The organism is Actinomadura geliboluensis (genome assembly GCF_005889745.1).
GTDB lineage: Bacteria > Actinomycetota > Actinomycetes > Streptosporangiales > Streptosporangiaceae > Spirillospora > Spirillospora geliboluensis.
Map to the genome: position 1 here is coordinate 24,326 of NZ_VCKZ01000010.1, position 22,066 is coordinate 46,391.

Consider the following 22,066-nt stretch of genomic DNA (forward strand, 5'->3'; position numbering starts at 1 on the left):
GGCGCCCGGCGCGGTCCGCCGGGGCGGGGCCGGGAAGGCGGGGCCTACAGGTAGCGGAGCCACAGGTACGGCGTGGCGAGGGCGACCGTGACGAGGGTGACGACGAGTCCGTAGCGGGTGAAGCGCCAGAAGCTGATCGGGGTGCCGTTGCGGGCGGCGATGCCCAGCACGACGACGTTGGCGCTGGCGCCGATGGCGGTGGCGTTGCCGCCGAGGTCGGCGCCGAGGGCGAGCGCCCACCACAGGACGTTCCCCTCGCCGCCCGGGTGCTGCTGGACGAGGTCGGCGACGATCGGGCTCATCGTGGCGACGTAGGGGATGTTGTCCACGATCGCCGACAGCACCGCGGACGCCCACAGCAGCAGCATCGCCGCGACGCCGAGCCGGCCGTCGGTGGCGTCGGCGGCGGCCTGGGAGACGTCGCCGATGACGCCGGTCTCGACGAGCCCGCCGACCATCACGAACAGCCCGGCGAAGAACACGAGCGTGGGCCACTCGACCTCGCTGAGCGCCTCCTCGGTGGTCACCTTCGTCGCGGCGACGAGCAGGCCCGCGCCGAGCAGCGCCACCACGGACGGCTCGTAGTGCAGCACGGGGTGCAGCACGAACGCGGCGATCACGATCGCGAGGACGGTGAGCCCCTGCGCGAGCAGCCGCCGGTCGGTGATGGCCTCCCGCTCCTCCAGCGCCATGACCTCGGCGGCGAGGTCGGGGTCGTAGCGGAACTCGGCGCGGAACAGCCACCGGCACAGCAGGCAGAACACGACGACCAGCACCACCACCAGCGGCGCCAGGTGGACGAGGAAGTCGTTGAACGACAGCCCGCCCCGGCTGGCGATGATGATGTTGGGCGGGTCGCCGACGAGGGTGGCGGTGCCGCCGATGTTGGACGCCATGACCTCGGCGATCAGGTACGGCTCGGGACGCAGCGCGAGCCGCTCGCAGACGAGGAACGTGACGGGCGCGATCAGCAGGACGGTGGTGACGTTGTCCAGTAGCGCGGACGCCGCCGCCGTCAGCACGACCAGCATGACCATCAGCCGGTAGGGGCGCCCCCGCGCGCGCTTGGCGGCCCAGATCGCCACGAACTCGAACACGCCGGTGCGCCGCAGCACCGAGACGATCACCATCATCCCGAGCAGCAGGAAGATGACGTTCCAGTCGATCCCGGACTCGGAGGAGAAGAAGGCGCCGTGGGCGTCGGTGATGTGCAGCAGCAGCATCAGGCCCGCGCCGCCGAGCGCCACCGCCGTCCGGTGCACCTTTTCCGACGCGATCAGCACGTAGGCGCAGACGAAGATGACGATCGCGGCGGTGGCCTGCACAAAGCCTCCCGGTCGGGTGTACGGCTGACGGACCTGCCGACCAGACTTCCCGGCGCACCGGAGGCGACTCTAGCGGGCGGCGCGTGCCGATGGCGATGCCGCCGTCTCGGCGATGGTGGGGTTTTGCCTACCCCGATCGGCGTGCTGGACCCATCCCCGGCGGCGTCCGCCGTCCGTAATTTCGTTGCCGAGGCGCCCCGCGAGGGGGCGCCGGGCGAAGGTGAGGGAACGATGTTCGGACGAGGCGGGACCGCCGCGGCGGCCCAGGCGCCCGGTGAGGCGCTCCGGCTCGACGGCGTGCGCAAGGTCTACGGCGCCGAGGGCAATCAGGTGGTGGCGCTGGACCGCGTGTCGCTGTCGCTGCCGGCCGGGTCGTTCACCGCGGTGATGGGCCCGTCCGGGTCGGGCAAGAGCACGCTGCTGCAGTGCGCGGCGGGCCTGGACCGTCCCACCGAGGGCCGCGTCTTCGTGGACGGCGCGGAGCTGACCGACGGCGGGGAGGCCGCGCTCACCAAGTTCCGGCGGCAGCGGATCGGCTTCATCTTCCAGCAGTTCAACCTGCTGCCGACGCTGGACGTGATGCAGAACGCGGTGCTGCCGCTGAAGCTCGCGGGAAGCAGGGTCGACAAGGCGCGGGCGCGGGCCGTCCTGGAGCGGGTGGGGCTCGGCGACCGGCTGGACCACCTGCCGGCGGAGCTGTCGGGCGGCCAGCAGCAGCGGGTGGCGATCGCGCGGGCGCTGGTGACCCGGCCGCGGGTGGTGTTCGCCGACGAGCCGACCGGCGCGCTCGACACCCGCAGCGCGCGCTCCGTGCTGGAGCTGCTCCGCGAGTCGGTGCGGGAGTCCGGGCAGACGGTGGTGATGGTCACCCACGACCCGGTCGCCGCGTCGTTCGCCGGCTCCGTGCTGTACCTGGCGGACGGGCGGATCGTCGGCCACCAGACGGCGCCGACGGCCGAGTCGGTCGCGGAGCGGATGACGCACCTGGCCGACGAGGTCGAGCGGCAGCGCGCGATGGCGGGGGCCTGACATGTTCGGACTGGCACTGCGGTCACTGCGCAAGCGCGCGAGCGCGTTCACGGCGAGCTTCCTCGCGCTGCTCCTCGGCGCCGTCATGATCATGGCGTTCGCCTCGATGCTCGACACGGCGGAGGCGAGCGGCGCGACCGGGGAGACCCGGGAGACGCTCGTCACGATGGCGACCGTCGTCGGCGGCTGGGGGCTGCTGCTGGTGGTCTTCGCGGTCGCCTCGACGCTGACCCTGTCGGTCCGGCAGCGGGCGGCGGAGATCGCGCTGCTGAAGAGCGTCGGCGCGACCCCGGCGCAGCTCGCCCGGATGATCGTCGGCGAGGCGGCGGGCCTGGCGCTGGTGGCGGCGCTGCTCGCGGTCGTCCCCGCGATCGGGGCCGGCCGGGCGCTGCTCGGGCTGCTGCACGACACCGGCCAGGTGCCGGCGGGGGTCGGCCACCACTTCGGCGCCGCCGCGCTGTCGATGGGGATCGGCGTCACGCTGGTCTCCGCGGTCGCCGCCGCGCTGATCACCGCGCGCCGCGCCGTCCGCGTCCGGGTGGCGGAGTCGATGGCCGCGGCCGCGACCGACGACACCCGGCTGAGCAGGAAGCGGATCGTGTTCGCGGCGGTGTTCCTGCTGCTCGCCGTGACCGAGGCGTCCATCACCGTCACGGTGATGGACGGCCAGGGCAGCGACGCGATGGCGACGTCCGGGCAGGCCGACATCTTCGCCGGGATCGGGCTGGCGCTGCTGGCCCCGGCGATCATGCGGCGGGTGACGGCCCTGACCGCCGGGCCGCTGCGGCTGCTCGGCGGTGCGGCCGGGAGCCTCGCGGCGGACACGATGCGCCGCCGGACGGGCGCGCTCGCGTCCGCGGTGACGCCGGTCGTGCTGTTCGTCGGGACGGCCGTCGGCACGCTGTACCTGCAGGCCACCGAGAACGCGGCCATGGACGCCGCCGGGCTCGCCAAGACGTCGGAGCAGAAGAGCATCGAGACGCTCAACTTCGTCGTCATCGGCATGGTGGTGCTGTTCACCGCGATCATGCTGGTCAACACGCTGGTCGCGGCGACCGCGCACCGGCGCCGCGAGTTCGGCCAGACCCGGCTCGCCGGCGCCACCCCGCGCCAGCTGCTCGGCGCGGTGGCGCTGGAGTCGGTGGTGCTGACCGCCACCGGCCTGCTCCTCGGGTCGGTCGCGGCGGTCTTCACGATCGTCCCGTTCGGCCTCGCCCGCCGCGACTCGCCCGTCCCCGACGGCGACGTGTGGATCTACCTCGCGGTCGCCGCCCTCGCCGCCGTGCTGACCGGCGCGACGGCCCACGCCGCGACCCGCCGCACGTTCCGCGTCCCGGCCGTGGAGGCCGCCCTCCGCTGACGGCCCGCGTCGCGCGCCCATCCGGCCCGGATGGGCGCGCGACGCGCGTCCGGGGGCACCGGCGGGGGGTCGATTCGTCCGCGGATGTCATACGCTTCGAGGTATGGACGAGGTTTCGGCCGGCACGCCGCCCCAGGCGGACCCCGGGGGGAACGAGCGCGGCAGGGGCGGCCTGCGGCGCTTCCTGCGGCGGATGGCGGCCGGCAAGGCCGAGCTCGAGGCCGAGGAACTGCAGAAGACCACCGGCGACGAGGGCGCGACGCCGATCACCGAGTGCGGCGCGCGCACGCGCAACTGCGTGGCGGGTACGCTACGTACCGTGACCCTGCGGCCGCGGGGCGGCGCGCCCGCGCTGGAGGCCGAGCTCTACGACGGCACCGACGTGATCAGCCTGGTCTGGCTCGGCCGGCGCAAGATCGCCGGCATCGACCCGGGCCGCCGGCTGCGCGCCGAGGGGCTGGTCAGCGTGCAGGACGGGCGCAAGGTCATGTTCAATCCGCGATACGAGCTGCGCGGCGGCTCGTGACGGCCGTCCCCGGGCGGCCGGGAGGGCAGATGGGCGAAGTGGCAGCGTGAGCGAGACGACAGCCGGGCGGGAGACCGCCGCGCACGACACCGTCGAGGCGGCCGTGCGCGCCCAGCTCACCAAGGCGCTCGGCGGCGTGCGCGGCATGCTGGAGGCCGCCGTCCCGACGATCGCGTTCACCGGCACCTACGTCGCGGCCGAGAACATCAGGCTCGCCGTCGCGGCCGGGATCGGCGCGGCGGTGGTGCTGCTGGTCGTCCGGATCGCGCAGCGCTCCAGCCCGCAGTTCGTGCTGAACAGCCTCGTCGGCATCGCGATCGCCGCGTTCTTCGCGCTGCGCTCCGGCAAGGCCGAGGACGCCTTCCTGCCCGGCATCATCCTCAACGCCGGCTACGCCGCCGCGATGATCTTCTCGATCGCGGTGCGCTGGCCCGTCGTCGGCTTCATCATCGGCTCGGTCACCGGCGACCCGACCGCCTGGCGGCGCGACCCCGGCATCGTGAAGCTGTGCTCCCGGCTCACCTGGCTGCTGGTGCTGCCCTGCGCGGCGCGCGTCGCCGTCCAGTACCCGATCTACCTCGCCGACGGCGACCAGAGCGGGCTGCTCGGCACCGCCAAGATCGTGATGGGCTGGCCGCTGCAGGTCGCCGCGCTGGCGGCGATGGTGTGGCTGCTCGCCCGGGGCCGCACCCCGATCGAACGCGAAGAACCCGCCTGACCGGAACGGCCGGGCGGGTTCTCGCGAGGGTCTCGGTGAGGGGGCTCAGCGCCCGCCGAGCAGTTCGGCGAGCTCGTCCTCCACGTCCTGGCTGGCCACGAACATCAGCTCGTCGCCCGGCTCCAGGGTGTCGTCGGCCGACGGCACCAGCACCCGCCCCTCCCGCAGGATCGCCACGAGCGCGGTGTCGCGCGGCCACTCCACCGACCCGACCCGCTGCCCGCCGAGCGGCGCGTCGTCCGGCAGCGTCAGCTCGACCAGGTTCGCCTCGCCCTGCCGGAACGTCATCAGCCGGACGAGGTCGCCGACGCTGACCGCCTCCTCCACCAGCGCCGACAGCAGCCGCGGCGTGGACACGGCCACGTCCACGCCCCACGACTCGTTGAACAGCCACTCGTTGTTCGGATGGTTGATCCGCGCCACCACGCGCGGCACCCCGTACTCCGTCTTCGCGAGCAGCGACACCACGAGGTTGACCTTGTCGTCGCCGGACGAGGCCACCACGACCTGGCAGCGCTCCAGAACCGCGTCGTCCAGCGAGGAGATCTCGCACGCGTCGGCCAGCAGCCACTCCGCGCGCGGCACCATCTCCACCTTGATGGCCTTGGGGTTCTTGTCGATCAGGAGCACCTCGTGCCCGTTCTCCAGCAGTTCCTGGGCGATGGAGCGGCCCACCGCGCCGGCCCCGGCGATCGCGACCCGCATCAGGCGTCCTCTCCGTCCCGCGCCGCGACGGCGGCGTTCACCCGCTCCAGATCGTCGGCGCTCGCCATGATGTGCACGATGTCGCCGTCCTGGATCACCGTGTCCCGGTCGGGGACGAGGGCCTCGCCCATCCGCGACAGGAACGCGACCCGGGTGCCGGCGTGCTCCTCCAGCGCGCCGACATTCGCGCCGACCCACAGGTGCCCGGAGTCCAGTTCGGCGAGGACGACCGCGCCGGTCGGGTCGCGCCACAGCGGCTCGGCGCCCTCCGGCAGCAGCCGGCGCAGGATCTGGTCGGCCGTCCAGCGGACCGTCGCGACCGTGGGGATGCCGAGGCGCTGGTAGACCTCCGCGCGGCGCGGGTCGTAGATCCGGGCCACCACGTTGTCGACGCCGAACGTCTCGCGCGCCACCCGGGCGGAGATGATGTTGGAGTTGTCGCCGCTGCTGACGGCCACGAACGCCGACGCCCGCTCGATGCCCGCCTCGGCGATCACATCGCGGTCGAATCCGAACCCGGTGATGCGGCGGCCCCGGAACCCGCTGCGCAGCCGGCGGAACGCCTCCGGATTCTGGTCGATGATGGCCACCGAATGGCCCTTGTCCTCCAGGATGTGGGCGAGCGTCGAGCCGACCCGCCCGCATCCCATGATCACGATATGCACGGCCGTTCCCTCTTCCGTCCAGGGGGACGCTCCCCCTGTACCCCCGCGCCGGTGCACGGCATTCGTCGCTGCGCCGCCGACGCCGTGCCGCACCCGAGGACCGTTTTCCGAAAAATGATCCCTGCCGGGCTGCAAACCTACACATCCCCCCAGGCGAGTACTACCCAACCAGGTCTCCGACCGGGTGGGGAAAACGGTGTCATCGGACGGGGCTAGGCTCTCCTTTCGTGTCAAGGGTTCCGGACCTCGCGAAGCGGCTTCTGCTGGGCCGCGCGCTGAGCAGTTCCCAGCAGCACGAGCAGCTGCTGAAGAAGCGGATCGCGCTGCCGGTCTTCGCCAGCGACGCGCTGTCCTCGGTGGCCTACGCCCCGCAGGAGATCCTGCTCGCGCTCGGCGCGGGCGGCCTCGTGATGTACCACTACACCCCCTGGGTGGCCGCGGCCGTGGTGGTGATCCTGCTGACCGTGGTCGCGTCCTACCGGCAGAACGTCCGGGCCTACCAGAGCGGCGGCGGCGACTTCGAGGTCGCCACCACCAACCTCGGCGACAACTGGGGCGTCCTCGTCGCCAGCGCGCTGCTCGTCGACTACACCCTCACCGTCGCGGTGTCGGTCTCGTCCGGCGTGGAGAACCTCGGCGCGCTGCTGACGTTCATGCAGCCGCACGAGGTCGCCGTGGCGATAGGCATCGTCGTCCTGCTCACCATCGGCAACCTGCGCGGCATCAAGGAGGCCGGGGTCGCGTTCGCGATCCCCACCTACCTGTTCATGTTCGCGGTGTTCAGCATGCTGGCGTGGGGCCTGATCCGGCTGGTCGCGGGCGCCGAGCTGCAGGCGGAGACCGCGCACCTGGAGGTCCGCGGCGACGAGACCGACATCGCCGGGTTCGCGCTGGTCTTCCTGCTGCTGCGGGCGTTCTCGTCCGGCTGCGCCGCGCTGACCGGGGTCGAGGCGATCAGCAACGGGGTCCCGGCGTTCCGCAAGCCCAAGGGCGAGAACGCCGCCCGCACGCTGCTCGCGCTCGGGCTCGTCGCGATGACGATGTTCGGCGGGGTGGTGGCGTTCGCGTTCATCACCGACGTCCGGTTCACCGACTTCGGCCAGGACAGCGTGCTCGTCAACCCGGCCACCGGGCAGGTGATCGAGCACGCCGACCCGGTGATCGCGCAGGTCGCGCACACCGTGTTCAGCAACTTCACCCCCGGCTTCGCGCTCGTCACCGCGATGACCGCGCTGATCCTGTTCCTCGCCGCCAACACCGCGTTCAACGGCTTCCCGGTGCTCGCCTCGGTGCTCGCCCAGAACCGCTACCTGCCGCGCCAGCTGCACACCCGCGGCGACCGGCTCGCCTACAGCAACGGCATCATCATCCTCGCCACCATGGCGGGGCTGCTGATCTACGCCTACGACGCGTCCGTCAGCCGGCTGATCCCGCTCTACACCGTCGGCGTCTTCGTGTCGTTCACCGTCAGCCAGGTCGGCATGGTGCGGCACTGGAACCGGCTGCTCGCCGCCGAGCAGGACCCCGCGCAGCGCCGCCGGATGAAGACCTCCCGCGGCATCAACGCGTTCGGCGCCACCCTCACCGGCATCGTCCTCGTCGTCGTGCTGATCACCAAGTTCGCGCTCGGCGCCTACATCGTGTGCATCGCGATGCCGGTGCTGTTCCTGCTGATGAAGGCGATCCGGCGGCACTACGACCGCGTCGCCGAGGAGCTGGTGCCCTCCGGCGAGGACGTCGCGCTGCCCGCCCGCAACCACGGCATCGTGCTCGTCTCGAAGATCCACAAGCCGACGCTGCGGGCGCTGGCCTACGCCCGCGCCACCCGCCCGTCCACGCTGGAGGCGGTGACCGTCGCGGTGGACGCCGAGGAGTCCCGGCGGCTCCAGGAGGAGTGGGACGCCCTCGACATCCCCGTCCCGCTGAAGATCCTCGACTCGCCGTACCGGGAGATCACCCGGCCCGTCCTCGCCTACGTCAAGAGCGTCCGCCGGCGCAGCCCCCGCGACGTCGTGACCGTGTTCATCCCCGAGTACGTCGTCGGCCACTGGTGGGAGCAGCTGCTGCACAACCAGAGCGCGCTGCGGCTGAAGGGGCGGCTGCTGTTCCAGCCGGGCGTCATGGTGACCAGCGTCGCGTGGCAGCTGCAGTCCTCGGACCGGCTGAAGGGGCGGGTCGAGCCGCCCGGGCCGGGGTCGTCCCGGCGTCCGCCGCGGACCGGGACGCGCCCCGGTGCCGGTAGTGTTTCGGATCGTGACTGAACTCGAACCCGACGTCCTCGAACTGGAGGTCGGCAACGTCGCCAACGGCGGATTCTGCGTCGCCCGGCACGAGGGCCGGGTGGTCTTCGTCCGGCACGCCCTGCCCGGCGAACGGGTGCGGGCCCGCGTCACCGACCGGACCAAGAACTTCCTGCGCGCCGACGCCGTGGAGATCATCGAGGCGTCCCCGGACCGCGTCCAGCCGCCCTGCCCGTTCGCCGGGCCGGGCCGCTGCGGCGGCTGCGACTGGCAGCACGCCTCCCTGCCCGCCCAGCGCGCGCTCAAGGCGGCCGTGGTGGAGGAGCAGCTCCAGCGCCTCGCCGGCATCACCCGCACGGTGACGGTCGAGGAGGTCCCCTACCCGGTCGACGCCGAGGTCGCGCCGCCGCCCGGGCTGGGCTGGCGCACCCGCGTGCAGTTCGCCGTCGCGTCCGGCACCGTCGGGCTGCGCCGGCACCGCTCCCACGACATCGAGCCGATCGACGAGTGCCTGATCGCCCACCCGGGCGTCGAGCTGATGGGCATCGAGCGCAAGCGCTGGCCCGGCGCGTCCGGCGTCGAGGGCATCGTCTCCGCCACCACCGGCGACCGCCTGGTCGTGCTGCGCGGCCGCGACCGCCGCAAGATCAAGGTGCCGCGGCTGGACGTGCCGGTCCGCCTCGTGCGCGGCAAGCCGGAGCCGGGCGGCACCCTGCCGTACGTCCGCGAGGAGGTCTCCGGGCGGCTGTTCCAGGTGAGCGGCAGCGGCTTCTGGCAGGTCCACCCGGGCGCGGCGCAGCTGCTCGCCGACGCCGTGCTGGACGCCCTCGAACCGAAGCCCGGCGACATCGCCCTCGACCTGTACTGCGGCGTCGGCCTGTTCGCCGGCGTCCTCGCCGACCGGATCGGCCCGGACGGCCTCGTCGTCGGCGTCGAGTCCGACGGGCAGGCCGTCCGCGACGCCCGCTTCAACCTGCGCGACCTGCCGAACGTGTCGATCGAGCGCGGTCCCGTCGAGGAGGTCGTCGCCGACCTGGAGTTCGGCCGCGCCTCCAGCCATTCCCGCACGCAGAACAAGCGCGGCGGCGGCCACCACCGGGGCGAGCGCGTCCGGCGCGCCGACGTGGTCGTCCTCGACCCGCCGCGCACCGGCGCGGGCCGCGAGGTCGTCGAGCACATCACCCGGCTGGCCGGCCGCAAGATCGCCTACGTGTCCTGCGATCCGGCGACGCTGGCCCGCGACCTCGCCTACTTCAGCGAGCGCGGCTGGACCCTGGAGGGCCTGCGCGCCTTCGACGCCTTCCCGATGACCCAGCATGTGGAGTGTTTGGCGACGCTGGTGCGGGGCTGAGAAAACCCTTTGCGGCCCCGGCATACGGTAGACCCATGATCGAGATCAGGGACGTGCCGGAGTTCGACGTCGAGCGCATGGTCGACCTGGCCGGCACGGTCTTCCACGTCAGGACCGACGACCCCGAGCGCGACGCGTGGAAGCCCCGTCGCTCCGAACGCGTCGGCGCCTACGACGGCGGCGCCCTGGTCGGCCAGCTCGCGACCCTGCCGATGCGGCTGGCCGTGCCGGGCGCGCTCCTCGACTGCTCGGCGGTCTCCTTCGTCGGGGTGCTGCCGACGCACCGGCGGCAGGGCATCCTCACCTCGCTGATCGACCGGATGCACGCCGACGCGGTCGCCGCCGGCCGCCCGGTCGCCGCGCTGTGGGCGTCGCAAGGGGCCATCTACGGCCGGTACGGCTTCGGCCTCGCCACCCGCGCGATCGCCCTGGAGATCGACGCCTCCCGGCCCCTCGCCCTCCGCACCGCCCCGGACGAGCGCCCCCTGCGGCTGGTCGACGTCGCGTCCGCGCCGGAGGTCCTCGACGCGATCCACTGCCGCGGCCTGTCCGCCCGGCCGGGCGGGCTCGTCCGCGACCCCGAATGGTGGATGCGCGCCATCCTGCGCTCGGAGGACAGCGAGGCGCCCGGTTACACCGCCCCGCGTGTCGTCGCCCATCCGGCCGGCTACGCCGTCTACCGCGGGCACGGGAACGGGACGATCAGGGTCGTCGACCTCGTGGCCGACACACCGCAGGCCGAGGCCGCGCTGTGGCGGTACCTGGCGTCGATCGACCTGGCGTCCCGCGTCCACGCGCCGAACCGTCCAGTGGACGACCTGCTCCCGCACATGGCCGCCGACCCCGACCAGGTCTCCGTGAAGGAGGGGTTCGGCGCGCTGTGGGTGCGCCTGATCGACGTCCCGGGCGCGCTCCGCGCCCGCTCGTGGGCCGCCGAGGACTCCTTCGTCCTGGAGGTCGAGGACGCCCGCATCCCCGCCAACGCGGGCCGCTGGCGCCTCACCACCGGCGCCGCCCCGGCCTGCGAGCCGGCCGCGGAAGCACCCGACCTGGCCATGACCGCCGCCGACCTGGCCTCCGTCTACCTGGGCGGCACCAGCCCGGTCACGCTGGCCAGGGTCGGCGCGATCACCGAGCACACGGAGGGCGCCGCCGCCCGGCTGGCCGCCGCGCTCGCCGTCCCGCTGGCCCCGTACATCAACGACGAGTTCTGATCCGGGCGGCCGCCGCCGGGCGGGGTCACCGCCAGAAGAGGACCTTCGCGGTGCCGCTCTGGAGGGTCGCCGGGGCGGCGCCGTGCTGGACGATCTGCACGCGCACCCGGTGCCCCGCGCCGACGACGTCGGCGGAGACGCCATAGAGCACGTAGGTCGTGTCGCCCGCGGAGACGAAGTCCTGGACGGGCCCGGCCTCGTACTTGCCCGTGTCCGCTGACTCGACCTCGATGGCGCGGGCCTGCAGGAGGGTGCCCGCGGGGACGCCCTGCACGGTCGCGGCGACGGACAGGCTGTACCGGGCGGAGCCGTTCAGCAGGTCCGCGCCGCCCTTGTCGGCGTGCTGGTGCTCGGAGTCGGAGTACTCGTGCGCCCAGGTGACGGTCGTCCACTGGCCGGGCGGGAGCGGCTGGCCCGCCCCGGCGCCCGCGGACACGTAGTCGGGGACGTCGCCGCCCGAGGGCGCGGCGCCGACGCGCCACTGCCCGTAGTCGCTCTTCACGGCGCGGTCGTAGTCGACGCCGACACCGTTGATCTTGTGGTCGTTGGAGTACTGCTGGAGCTGCGCGCGGGCGTCCCAGCGGCCGCCGGACCAGGCGTACGTCTGCCAGCCGTAGGTGATCTTCCCCGCGTCGAAGGCGCGCTTCATCGGGCCGTAGCCGGCGTAGAGGCCGACGCGGTCGCGGCCGATGACGCTCGCGGCGCCGTCCAGGTAGGCGTTGATCTCGTCCTGCTGGGAGGCGGAGGCGTCCCAGTCGGCGGCGAAGTAGATGGGGCGGCCGTCCGGCATGCCGCAGGCCCTCGCCTGCGCGGCGGCGTCCCTGGCGTCCGCGGCGCCGGCGGAGCGTCCGTCCAGGGCGCGCTTGGCGCTGGTCTCCCAGACGACCACCAGCCAGATGCCGGCCCCGGACAGGTCGTCGGCCTCGGCGCGGGTGAGGTTCTTGCCGCTCGTGTCGTGCGACAGGTAGCGGCACGCGAACTTCGCCCCGGCCCGCTTCAGCGCGGCGGTGCCGGGGCGTCCCCACGCGTAGTCGACGCCGAAGACAGCCATGTCAACTCCATGGGTCGGGGAGTCGGTCCCGGCCGATTCAACAACGTGCGCGGGAAGATCGCAGCACTTTGGGCAGGTTCGCAGCTCAGCGGGCATGCGGTGCCGGCCTCGCGGACAGCACCCGCGCACGGCGTGCGGAGACGACACGCCGCCACGGCGCTAGGCGGCCGGTGCGCGGCTCGCTAGAACGGGACGTGTCCGCAACGAATCCGCAGGCCACGGGGGGTCTCAACATGGTCTGGACACTGAAGGGGCGAGGGCTGGCGCTGCTGGCCGCCGCGCCGTTGCTGGCGGCGGTGCCGGTGGTGGCGCACGCCGACGGGCCCGGCCCGAACGGGCACAAGGGGGACAAGGGGAGCGCCTCCAAACCGGCTCCCAAGCACAAGCACAAGACTCCCAAGCACGGAGCTCCCGAGCACAAGGCTCCCAAGCACAAGGCTCCGAAGCACAAGGACAAGGCTCCCAAGCACGAGCACAAGGCCCCTAAGCACAAGCACAAGGCTGCCAAGCCCAAGGCGCATGCCTCGGTGAAGAAGCCCCAGGCGCACGGGGTGGCGCTTCGCATGAAGAGCCCGCAGCAGTCCGTCGTGCCGGGACGCACCTACACGTGGACGTTCACGGTGGCCGCCAGGGGCAAGGGCGAGCAGGAGAAGGCGGCGTTCAAGACGACACTGCCGAGGTCGCTGGAGTACGTGTCCGGGGAGAAGCACTGCAAGGCCGCAGGGCAGAAGGTCTTCTGCCGTCTCGGCACCTTGAAGAAGGAGGAGAAGGCCACCGGCGCGATCCGGGCGAAGGTCACCGGGCGCGCGAAGCCGGGGGAGACGATCAGGCCGCGCGGGACGGCGGTGTGGGGCCGCGACCGCGTCACCCACCGCTTCCCGGCCGTCCGCGTCGCGCGGACCGCCGACCTGGCGCTGGCGCAGAAGGCTCCGGCGACGGCCCGGGCGGGCGCGGAGATCCCGTACACGCTGCGGATCCGCAACCTCGGCCCGGCCGCGGCCGACAGCGTGACGCTGGAGTCGCGGGGCCCGATCAAGCTGGTGGACCGCGACACCGCCTGCGTCCCGCGCGGCGCGTCCTACCTGTGCGCGGTCGGCGGGCTCCAGGCCGGCGAGGCGCGGACGCTGCGCTTCACCGCGGTGCCGCGCGGGAACGTGCGGGCGGGGACGGTGCTGACGGCGTCCTGGCGGGCGAGTTCGCCGGTCCCCGACACCGACCGGGCGAACAACGCCGCCGTCGTCCGGACGAAGATCACCAAGTCGCGCTGACGGCCGGCGGCGCGGCACCCGGTGGCGCGACCAGGGCCGGACGGGTACCAGGATGGAGTCATGCGTCTTCGGATCTTCACTGAGCCCCAGCAGGGGGCGAGCTATGACACGCAGCTGGCGGTCGCCAAGGCGGCCGAGGACCTCGGCTTCGACGCGTTCTTCCGGTCCGACCACTTCGTCAAGATGGGCGACGTCACCGGCGAGCCGGGCCCGACCGACTCGTGGGTCACGCTGGGCGCGCTGGCCCGCGAGACGAGCCGGATCCGGCTCGGCACGCTGGTGACGGCGGCGACGTTCCGGTACCCGGGGCCGCTCGCGATCGCGGTCGCGCAGGTCGACCAGATGAGCGGCGGGCGGGTCGACCTCGGGCTCGGCACGGGCTGGTTCGAGCAGGAGCACACCGCCTACGGCATCCCGTTCCCGAGCCTGGGGGAGCGGTTCGAGCGGCTGGAGGAGCAGCTCGAGATCCTCGCCGGGCTGTGGGGGACGCCCGCCGGCGAGACGTTCTCGTTCAGCGCGAGCCACTACACGCTGACCGATTCGCCGGCGCTGCCGAAGCCGGTGCGGGCGGGCGGCCCGCCGATCATCATCGGCGGGTTCGGGGCGAAGCGGACGCCGCGGCTCGCGGCCCGCTACGCCGACGAGTACAACGTCCCGTTCCACCAGGTGCGGGACACCGGGGAGGCGTTCGGCCGGGTCCGCGCGGCGTGCGCCGAGGCGGGCCGGACGAAGCCGATGGTCTACTCCGCCGCGCAGGTCGTCTGCTGCGGCCGGGACGAGGCCGAGGTGAAGCGCCGCGCCGACGCCATCGGGCGGCAGGTGTCCGAGCTGCGCGACAACGGCCTGGCCGGGACGCCCGGCGAGCTGGTCGACAAGATCGGCCGGTTCGCCGAGCTGGGCGCGGAGCGCCTCTACCTGCAGGTCCTCGACATGCACGACCTGGACCACCTGGAGCTGCTGGCCGCGGAGGTCATGAGCAAGGTCTGACACGCCGGAAGGCCCGCGGCGGGGGGACGTCCCCCGGCCGCGGGCCTTTTCGTTCGCGTCAGGCGGTCTCCTCCTCCGGCCGGGCGTGCATCGGCAGCAGGAACGTCGCCAGGAAGGTGAGGCCGAGCATCCCGACCTCGACCCACAGCGTGATCTTCATGGCGTCGCTGAAGCCCGTCTTGGCCGAGTGCTCGCCGGCCAGCGCGACCGCCTTCCGCACGGCGGGCGCCGACTGCGGCGCGGCGGCGAGCGCGGCCCCGACGTCGCCCTCCAGCCGGCGGCACGACGCGGGGACGGCGGCGGAGTCCTTGGCGGTGGCGCGGTCGTGGCCGCAGTCGCGCAGCCCGGCCACCACCCGGTCCCGCACCGGGGCCGGGACGGACGCGGCGGCGAGGTCGCGGCGCAGCGCGGCCGCTCCGTCGTCGGCGGCGCCCGCCACGTGCCCGCCGAGCAGGCCGAAGAAGACCGTGCCGAGGACGGCGGCGCCGAGCGCGCTGCCGAGCTGCTGGACGGCGGTGAGCGTGCCGCCCGCCGACCCGGTCTCCTCGGGCTCGACGCCGGCGAGGACGGTGTCGAAGAACGGCGCCATCAGCATGCCCATGCCGAGGCCGGTCACGGTCAGGGCGGGGACGAGCTGCCAGGGCGTGACGCCGATCCCCGCGACCTGGAGCGTGGCGTAGGTCGCGGCGATGCCGCCGGCCATGATGACGGTGCCCGCGTGGATGACCGTCCGGCCGAAGCGCTGCACGGCCTGCGCGACGCCGAACCCGATGATGATGCCGGCCGACCAGGGGATCTGGGCGAGGCCGGCCTTGAGGGGGGAGTACCCGAGGCCCATCTGGAAGAACAGCGCGAGCACCAGGCCGAGGCCCGCCATTCCGGAGAAGAACACCAGGCCGACGACCAGGCCGCCGGTGAAGCCGCGCTTGCGGAACAGGCTCGGCACGATCAGCGGGTCGCCGCCGCCGCGCTGCTTGCGGGACTCGTACCAGGCGAACAGGCCCCAGACGAGCAGGGAGGCGCCCATCATCAGGAACGTCCAGAGCGGCCAGTCGTGCTCGCGGCCCTGGACGATCGGGTAGACGAGCAGGCCGGCGGCGACGGAGGCCAGGAGGGCGCCGGGGAGGTCGAGCCGGGACGCGTGCTCGGCGCGCCCCTCGGGCAGGAACTTCAGCCCGGCCAGCACGGCGGCGATGCCGAGCGGCAGGTTGATCAGGAAGATCATGCGCCAGCCGGTGCCGAAGAAGTCGGCGTCGATCAGCCAGCCGGCCAGCACCGGGCCGCCGACCGAGGACAGCCCCATCACCGGGCCGAACAGCCCGAACGCGGCGCCCATCTCCTTGGCGGAGAACATCTGCTTGATCATTCCGATGCCCTGCGGCAGCATCATCGCGCCGAACAGGCCCTGCACGACGCGGGCGCCGACCAGCATCCCGGGGGAGACGGCCACGCCGCACAGCAGCGAGCCGACCGTGAAGCCGGCGGCGCCGAGGAGGAACATCCGCTTGCGGCCGTAGAGGTCGCCGAGGCGGCCGCCGGTGATGAGGCCGACCGCCATGGCCAGGGTGTAGCCGGCGGCGAGCCACTGGATGGTGGCGGCGGATCCGCCCAGCTCGGCGCGGATCGTGGGCGCCGCGATGTTGGTGATCAGCGCGTCCAGCATGTCCATGACCTCGCCGGCGAGGATCACGAACAGGGCGACCCAGCGCCAGCGGTAGCCGGCCTCCGCGGTGCCCTTGGCGGTGGGCGTCAGTGTCTGCGTCATGGTCGTCTCCAGGGGAGGGAACAGCGTTCGTGGCGCGAACATTGTTCTATGGAAGGAACGGCGTTCGTGTCAAGTACGATGTTCGGGTAGTCGATTTTCTCTCGCCAAGAGAGAAGATATATCGCGTATCGCGATTGTCAAGATGTATCGCGAGATTGGGAGGTCGCGACGTGCCCACCGCAGCGCTGCCGACGCCGCCCGGCCGCAGGCCCCGCAAGACCGGGCCGCCGCGCCGGCCGCTCACCCAGGAGGCCGTCGTCGAGACGGCGATCCGCGTGCTGGACGCGGAGGGGCTGGAGGCGGTCACCATGCGCCGCGTCGCGCAGGAGCTGGGCACCGGGCCCGCGTCCCTCTACGCCCACGTCACCGGCAAGGAGGAGCTGCGCGAGCTGATGCTCGACCGGGTCGCCGCCGAGATCCGGCTGCCCGTCCCCGACCCGGCGCGCTGGCAGGAGCAGCTCAAGGAGCTGGCGCGCGAGATCCGCCGCGTCTACACCTCGCACCGCGACATCGCGATGGTCTCGATGGGGCTCATCCCCACCGGCCCCCACCTGCTGGACGTCGCCGAGGCGCAGATCGCCCTCATGCTGGCCGGCGGGGTCCCGCGGGAGATCGCGGGGATCGCCGTCGACACCCTCGGCATGTTCCTCGACGCCGACGCCATCGAGGACACGGTCTACGTGGCGCGGACGCCGGAGGGCCAGAACCCCTGGGAGCACCTGCAGGCGTACCTCAAGCAGGTCCAGGAGTACTTCGCGGCCCTGCCGCCCGAGCGCTACCCCAACCTCGTCGGCATGGTGGACGAGCTCACCGGGGAGAGCGGCGACGGGCGGTTCGAGTTCGGGCTGGACCTCCTCGTCCGGGGCATCGCGTCCTACGCCGAGGGGGAGGAGCGCCCCGGCTAGGCGAAGACCCGCTCGAACGCGACCTGCCGCGGGGAGCCCGCGGCGGTGTCCCACACCGCGAAGACGACGTGCTCGAACCGCCCAGCGAACTCGCCGCCGGGGCGCAGCGGCCCGGCGAACGCCTCGGCGACCTCGGCCGGGTCGTTGCGGAACACGCCGCAGCCCCACGCGCCGAGGACCAGCCGCGCGTGCCCGCGCGCGAGCGCCAGGGCGAGCACCTTGCGGGCCCGCAGCCGGAGGACGGCCGGGATCCGCGCGGCCGCGGCGCCGTCCCGGATCGCGCCGCGGTTCGGCGCCGGGGACGTCACGAACGCGATGCCGTACGGCTCGTCGAGCAGCCGCCCGGCGTCGTCCCGGAACACCGGCACGCCGGGCGAGTAGATCATGTGGTCGCTGTAGAGGAGGTCGCGCTGCTCGCGGTGGAAGTCGTAGAACTCCCTGGCCGACAGCAGCGACCTGTAGAGGCCGGACGAGCGCGCCAGCCCCTCCTCCTGGGCGTGCGCCCCGTTGAGGAAGCCGCCGCCCGGGTTCTTCGCGGACGCGAAGTTGAGCGCGAGCGGGTCCGTGTCCCCGCCGCACAGCCGGCGGGCGGCGGCGAGCGTCGTCTCGCCGGTCACCTCGATCCGCGTTTCCGCGAACCCGGCGCCGGGCGGGCGCCCGAGGAGCGCGTCCAGTTCGTCGGGGCGGTAGAGGACGGTGCCCTCGACGGCGCGGGAGAGGCCGTCCGCGATCGAGATCGTGCGGCCGGAGGGTGCCGTGTAGTCGCCGCGTTCGAGGATGGCCACGGTCTCCTGCGCGGTCATCCGGCGGGGATGTCTGCTCATATCGCGCCGCATTCTTCCGGAAAAAGGAATGCGAATCATCAGGTTATGTCCGCCACACTGGGGCGCGTGCTTCTGACGATCACCACGACCATGGACCAGGCGACCGACCTGGGATTCCTGCTGCACAAGCATCCCGAGCGCGTGCAGCGCTTCGAGCAGTCCTTCGGCACGGCGCACGTCTTCTACCCCGACGCCGGCGAACGGCGCTGCACGGCGGCGCTACTGCTGGACGTCGACCCGGTCAAGCTCGTGCGGACGCGCGGCAGAGGCACGCCGGACTTCTCCCTCGGCCAGTACGTGAACGACCGCCCCTACGCGGCGTCGTCGCTGCTCGCGTCCGCCATGGCCGGCGTCTTCCGCACCGCGATGCGCGGCCGGTGCGACGCCCGTCCCGACCTGGCGGGGTCGCCGATCCCGCTGGAGGTCGTCCTGCCGGCCCTGCCGTGCCGGGGCGGGCCGGAGCAGGCCGAGCGGTTCTTCGCGCCGCTGGGCTGGGACGTGTCGGCGGTGCCCGTCCCGCTCGACCCGGAGTTCGCCGAGTGGGGTGACTCCCGGTACGTGACGCTCACGCTGACCGGGACGCTGCGGCTCGCGGACGCGCTCAACCAGCTGTACGTGCTGCTGCCCGTCCTGGACGACGCCAAGCACTACTGGCTCGCGCCCGACGAGGTCGACAAGCTCATCCGGGCGGGGGAGGGCTGGCTCGCCGCGCACCCCGACCGCGGCGCCATCACCCGGCGCTACCTGGCGAACCGGCGCGCGCTCGTCCGCACCGCGCTGGGCCGCCTCGCCGACGCCGAGGACGCCGCCGACGAGGAGCTCGACCCCGTGCACGTCGAGGAGGAGCAGGCACCCGATGCGGAGCAGGGGTCCGAGGCGGAGCAGGCGTCCGGGGCGGAGGAGGAGAAGACCGTCCCGCTCGCGGAGCGGCGCCTCCAGGCGGTCGTGAAGGCGCTGCGCGACGAGAACGCCCGGCGCGTCATCGACCTCGGCTGCGGCTCGGGGAAGCTGCTGGCGCTGCTCGCCAGGGACGACTTCTTCGGCGAGATCGCCGGCGCCGACGTCTCGCACCGCGCGCTGAGCCACGCCTGGCGGCGGCTGCGCTGGGACGACCGGTCGCGCCCGCACCACGGCGACCGGGCCGGCCGCGTCCGGGACGTCTTCCAGGGCGCGCTCACCTACGCCGACGAGCGGTTCGCCGGCTACGAGGCGGCGGTGCTGATGGAGGTCATCGAGCACGTCGACCCGCCGCGGCTCGGCGCCGTCGAGCGGGTGGTGTTCGGGCACGCCGCGCCCCGCGTGGTCGTCGTCACGACCCCGAACGCCGAGTACAACGTCCGCTACGAGGGGCTCGCGCCGGGCGCGATGCGCCACTCCGACCACCGCTTCGAATGGACGCGGGCCGAGTTCCGCGCCTGGGCGGACCGGGTCGCCGCCGCGCACGGCTACCGCGTCCGCCACGTGCCCGTCGGCGACGACGACCCCGAGGTCGGCGCGCCCACCCAGATGGGGGTCTTCACCCGATGACCGAGATCAAGGTCCCGGAGGCGGGGCTCGTCGTGCTGGTCGGCGTGACCGGGTCCGGCAAGTCCCACTTCGCGCGCAAGCACTTCGCCCCGACGCAGGTGGTGTCGTCCGACTTCTGCCGCGGCGTCGTGTCGGACGACGAGAACGACCAGTCCGCGAGCGGCGACGCGTTCGACCTGCTCCACTACATCGTGGCCAAGCGGCTGCGGCGCGGGCTGCTGACCGTTGTGGACGCGACGAATGTGCAGACCAGGGCCCGCGAGGCGCTGCTGCGGATCGCCAAGGACCACGACGTCCTGTCCGTCGCGATCGTGCTGGACGTGCCGGAGAGCCTCGCCGCGGAGCGGAACGCGACGCGGCCCGACCGGGACCTGCCGCCGCACGTGATCCCGCGCCAGCGCCGTGAGCTGCGGCGCGGCATGCGTGACCTGGCCCGCGCGTTCCGCCGGTACTACGTGCTGACGGGCGCGGAGGAGATCGACGCCGCGACGATCGTCCGCGAGAAGGCGTGGAACGACAGGCGGGAGCTGACCGGCCCGTTCGACATCGTCGGCGACGTGCACGGCTGCCGCGCGGAGCTGGAGGACCTCCTCACCGGCCTCGGCTACGAGATCGAGCGGGACGCGCGGGGGCGGGCCGTCGGCGCGAACCACCCCGGCGGGCGCACCGCCGTGTTCGTCGGCGACCTCGTCGACCGCGGGCCCGACTCGCCGGGCGTGCTGCGCCTGGTCATGGGCATGGTCGCCGCCGGCGACGCGCTGTGCGTCTCGGGCAACCACGAGGCGAAGCTCGTCCGTGCGCTGCGCGGACGCAAGGTGCGGGTGGCGCACGGCCTGGAGAACTCCCTGGAGCAGTTCGCCGCCGAGGACGACGACTTCCGCGACGGCGCGCTGGAGTTCATGGACGGACTCATCAGCCATTACATGCTGGACGGCGGCCGCCTGGTCGTGGCCCACGCCGGGCTCAAGGAGGCTTACCACGGACGGGCGTCCGGAAGGGTCCGCTCGTTCGCGCTCTACGGCGACACCACGGGGGAGACCGACGAGTACGGGCTGCCCGTCCGGTACCCGTGGGCGCGCGACTACCGGGGCAAGGCCATGGTCGTGTACGGGCACACGCCCGTCCCCGAGGCGGAGTGGGTCAACAACACCATCTGCCTGGACACCGGTGCCGTGTTCGGCGGGAAGCTGACCGCGCTGCGCTATCCGGAGCGTGAGCTGGCGTCGGTTCCGGCCCGGCAGGTCTGGTACGAGCCGACGCGTCCGCTGGAGGCCCCGGCCGCGGGCGGTTCGCGGGAGAACGACGTCCTGAACATCGGCGACGTCCTCGGCAACGGCGGGGTGGAGACCCGCCTCATGGGCCGCGTCGCGGTCCGAGAGGAGAACGCGATGGCCGCGCTGGAGGTGATGAGCCGGTTCGCGGTGGACCCGCGCTGGCTCGTCTACCTGCCGCCCACCATGGCGCCCGCCGAGACCTCGGCGCTGCCCGGACACCTGGAGCACCCGGCCGAGGCCCTCGCCGCCTACCGGGACAAGGGCGTCGCCCGGGTCGTGTGCGAGGAGAAGCACATGGGCTCGCGCGCCGTGGCCGTCGTCTGCCGCGACGCCGCCGTGGCCGCCGAGCGCTTCGGCGTGGCGGACGGGACGACCGGCGCCGTCTACACCCGTACCGGGCGCTCGTTCTTCCGCGACCCGTCCCGCACGTCCGAGGTCCTGGACCGGCTGCGCGCCGCGATCGGCGCCGCCGGGCTCTGGGACGAGCTGGACACCGGATGGCTCGTCATCGACGGCGAGCTGCTGCCGTGGTCGGCGAAGGCCATGGAGCTCATCCGCACGCAGTACGCGGCGACCGGTGCGGCGGCCCGCGCGGCCCTGCCGATGGCAGCCGACGCTCTCGCGCGCGCGGAGGCACGCGGGCTCGACCTTGATGGTCTCCGCGAGCACATCGACCGGCGCGCCGCCAACGCGTCCCGCTTCAGGGACGCCTACGCGCGGTACTGCTGGACGGTGGACGGCCTGGACGGGCTGCAGTTCGCGCCGTTCCAGATCCTCGCGGGAGAAGGCCGCTCCTGGGCGGACGCGCGCGACCACGAATGGCACATGGCCGTGGCGGAAAGGCTCGCGGAAGGCGACGCGACCGGGCTCATCAAGCGGACGGCCTCGGTGACCGTGGACCTGGAGTCGCCGGAGTCGGAGACCGCCGTCACCGAATGGTGGGAGAAGCTCACCGCCTCCGGCGGCGAGGGCATGGTCGTCAAGCCGCTGGGCCCGGTCCCGGACGGCGCGAAGATCCAGCCCGGCGTCAAGTGCCGGGGGCCGGAGTACCTGCGGATCATCTACGGGCCCGACTACCGCGAGCCGGCGAACCTCGACCGGCTGCGCCGCCGGTCGCTCGGCCGGAAGCGGTCGCTGGCGATGCGCGAGCACGCGCTCGGCACCGAGGCGCTCGCCCGGCTCGCCGCCGGGGAGCCGCTGTGGCGCGTCCACCAGGCGGTCTTCGCGGTGCTGGCGCTGGAGTCCGAGCCCGTCGACCCGCGCCTGTAGACCCGTGCCTGTAGACCGGCTCCGGCCGTGGACGCGCGTACGGCCCGCCTCCGTGAAGGGGCG

General features: G+C 73.2%; 18 protein-coding genes. 12 read left to right on the forward strand and 6 right to left on the reverse strand.

From position 1 onward, the window contains the following. Positions 1-44: 44 nt before the first annotated feature. Positions 45-1,325 carry an ArsB/NhaD family transporter gene (locus ETD96_RS03170; protein ID WP_138633714.1) on the reverse strand — a complete coding sequence of 427 codons (1,281 nt, stop codon included), beginning with the start codon at positions 1,323-1,325 and terminating at the stop codon, positions 45-47. Between the two features lie 231 nt (positions 1,326-1,556). Between ETD96_RS03170 and ETD96_RS03175 the strand changes: the two genes are divergently transcribed. The 4 genes from ETD96_RS03175 to ETD96_RS03190 all read left to right on the forward strand — a co-directional run bounded on the left by ETD96_RS03175 (position 1,557) and on the right by ETD96_RS03190 (position 4,958). After that, positions 1,557-2,354 (forward strand): ABC transporter ATP-binding protein, encoded by a 798-nt coding sequence (locus ETD96_RS03175; protein ID WP_138633717.1) that lies wholly within the window; start codon positions 1,557-1,559, stop codon positions 2,352-2,354. A 1-nt stretch (position 2,355) separates the two neighbouring features. Continuing rightward, complete coding sequence (locus tag ETD96_RS03180; RefSeq protein WP_138633719.1) at positions 2,356-3,714, forward strand: ABC transporter permease; 1,359 nt, start codon at positions 2,356-2,358, stop codon at positions 3,712-3,714. 103 nt (positions 3,715-3,817) lie between these two features. Next, complete coding sequence (locus tag ETD96_RS03185) at positions 3,818-4,240, forward strand: OB-fold nucleic acid binding domain-containing protein (RefSeq protein ID WP_138633722.1); 423 nt, start codon at positions 3,818-3,820, stop codon at positions 4,238-4,240. Positions 4,241-4,286: 46 nt separating this feature from the next. Further along, positions 4,287-4,958 (forward strand): DUF3159 domain-containing protein, encoded by a 672-nt coding sequence (locus ETD96_RS03190; protein WP_240807157.1) that lies wholly within the window; start codon positions 4,287-4,289, stop codon positions 4,956-4,958. A gap of 45 nt (positions 4,959-5,003) precedes the next feature. Here ETD96_RS03190 and ETD96_RS03195 read toward each other — a convergent pair whose 3' ends face one another. Then, positions 5,004-5,663 carry a potassium channel family protein gene (locus ETD96_RS03195; RefSeq protein ID WP_138633728.1) on the reverse strand — a complete coding sequence of 220 codons (660 nt, stop codon included), beginning with the start codon at positions 5,661-5,663 and terminating at the stop codon, positions 5,004-5,006. After that, complete coding sequence (locus ETD96_RS03200; protein ID WP_138633731.1) at positions 5,663-6,328, reverse strand: potassium channel family protein; 666 nt, start codon at positions 6,326-6,328, stop codon at positions 5,663-5,665. Before ETD96_RS03200 ends, ETD96_RS03195 begins: the two co-directional genes overlap by 1 nt. Before the next feature lie 227 nt (positions 6,329-6,555). Between ETD96_RS03200 and ETD96_RS03205 the strand changes: the two genes are divergently transcribed. From ETD96_RS03205 to ETD96_RS03215, 3 genes are read left to right on the forward strand one after another with little or no spacing between them, the layout of a single operon-like run. Beyond that, on the forward strand, positions 6,556-8,589 hold the full coding sequence (locus ETD96_RS03205; protein ID WP_138633734.1) for an APC family permease: 2,034 nt from the start codon (positions 6,556-6,558) through the stop codon (positions 8,587-8,589). Then, complete coding sequence (locus ETD96_RS03210; protein ID WP_386871326.1) at positions 8,582-9,919, forward strand: class I SAM-dependent RNA methyltransferase; 1,338 nt, start codon at positions 8,582-8,584, stop codon at positions 9,917-9,919. The genes ETD96_RS03205 and ETD96_RS03210 overlap by 8 nt, the downstream gene beginning before the upstream one ends. Before the next feature lie 35 nt (positions 9,920-9,954). Then, entirely contained in the window at positions 9,955-11,133 is a 1,179-nt protein-coding gene (locus ETD96_RS03215; protein WP_138633737.1) for a GNAT family N-acetyltransferase, read from the forward strand. Between the two features lie 25 nt (positions 11,134-11,158). Here the strand turns inward: ETD96_RS03215 and ETD96_RS03220 are convergent, their stop codons facing one another. Next, the gene (locus ETD96_RS03220) at positions 11,159-12,184 is read right to left on the reverse strand and encodes a glycoside hydrolase domain-containing protein (protein ID WP_138633740.1); all 1,026 of its coding nucleotides are present in this window, start codon (positions 12,182-12,184) and stop codon (positions 11,159-11,161) included. Between the two features lie 233 nt (positions 12,185-12,417). On the opposite strand from ETD96_RS03220, the gene ETD96_RS03225 reads away from it, so the two are divergent. Further along, a complete protein-coding gene (locus tag ETD96_RS03225; RefSeq protein WP_138633743.1) occupies positions 12,418-13,452 on the forward strand; it encodes a CARDB domain-containing protein in 1,035 nt (344 codons plus the stop codon). A 60-nt stretch (positions 13,453-13,512) separates the two neighbouring features. Continuing rightward, a complete protein-coding gene (locus ETD96_RS03230; protein ID WP_138633746.1) occupies positions 13,513-14,439 on the forward strand; it encodes an LLM class F420-dependent oxidoreductase in 927 nt (308 codons plus the stop codon). A gap of 58 nt (positions 14,440-14,497) precedes the next feature. Here ETD96_RS03230 and ETD96_RS03235 read toward each other — a convergent pair whose 3' ends face one another. Further along, positions 14,498-16,204, reverse strand: a complete 1,707-nt coding sequence (locus ETD96_RS03235) for an MFS transporter (RefSeq protein ID WP_138633748.1) — start codon at positions 16,202-16,204, stop codon at positions 14,498-14,500. A 170-nt stretch (positions 16,205-16,374) separates the two neighbouring features. Between ETD96_RS03235 and ETD96_RS03240 the strand changes: the two genes are divergently transcribed. Continuing rightward, on the forward strand, positions 16,375-17,109 hold the full coding sequence (locus ETD96_RS03240; RefSeq protein ID WP_138633751.1) for a TetR/AcrR family transcriptional regulator C-terminal domain-containing protein: 735 nt from the start codon (positions 16,375-16,377) through the stop codon (positions 17,107-17,109). Here ETD96_RS03240 and ETD96_RS03245 read toward each other — a convergent pair. Next, on the reverse strand, positions 17,106-17,933 hold the full coding sequence (locus ETD96_RS03245; RefSeq protein ID WP_138633754.1) for a TIGR02452 family protein: 828 nt from the start codon (positions 17,931-17,933) through the stop codon (positions 17,106-17,108). The two genes, ETD96_RS03240 and ETD96_RS03245, sit on opposite strands and share 4 nt — an antisense overlap. A gap of 66 nt (positions 17,934-17,999) precedes the next feature. Between ETD96_RS03245 and ETD96_RS03250 the strand changes: the two genes are divergently transcribed. Together ETD96_RS03250 and ETD96_RS03255 are read left to right on the forward strand one after the other, a co-directional pair. Next, positions 18,000-19,460 carry a 3' terminal RNA ribose 2'-O-methyltransferase Hen1 gene (locus ETD96_RS03250; protein ID WP_138633757.1) on the forward strand — a complete coding sequence of 487 codons (1,461 nt, stop codon included), beginning with the start codon at positions 18,000-18,002 and terminating at the stop codon, positions 19,458-19,460. Then, entirely contained in the window at positions 19,457-22,003 is a 2,547-nt protein-coding gene (locus ETD96_RS03255; protein WP_138633760.1) for a polynucleotide kinase-phosphatase, read from the forward strand. Before ETD96_RS03250 ends, ETD96_RS03255 begins: the two co-directional genes overlap by 4 nt. Positions 22,004-22,066 lie beyond the last annotated feature (63 nt).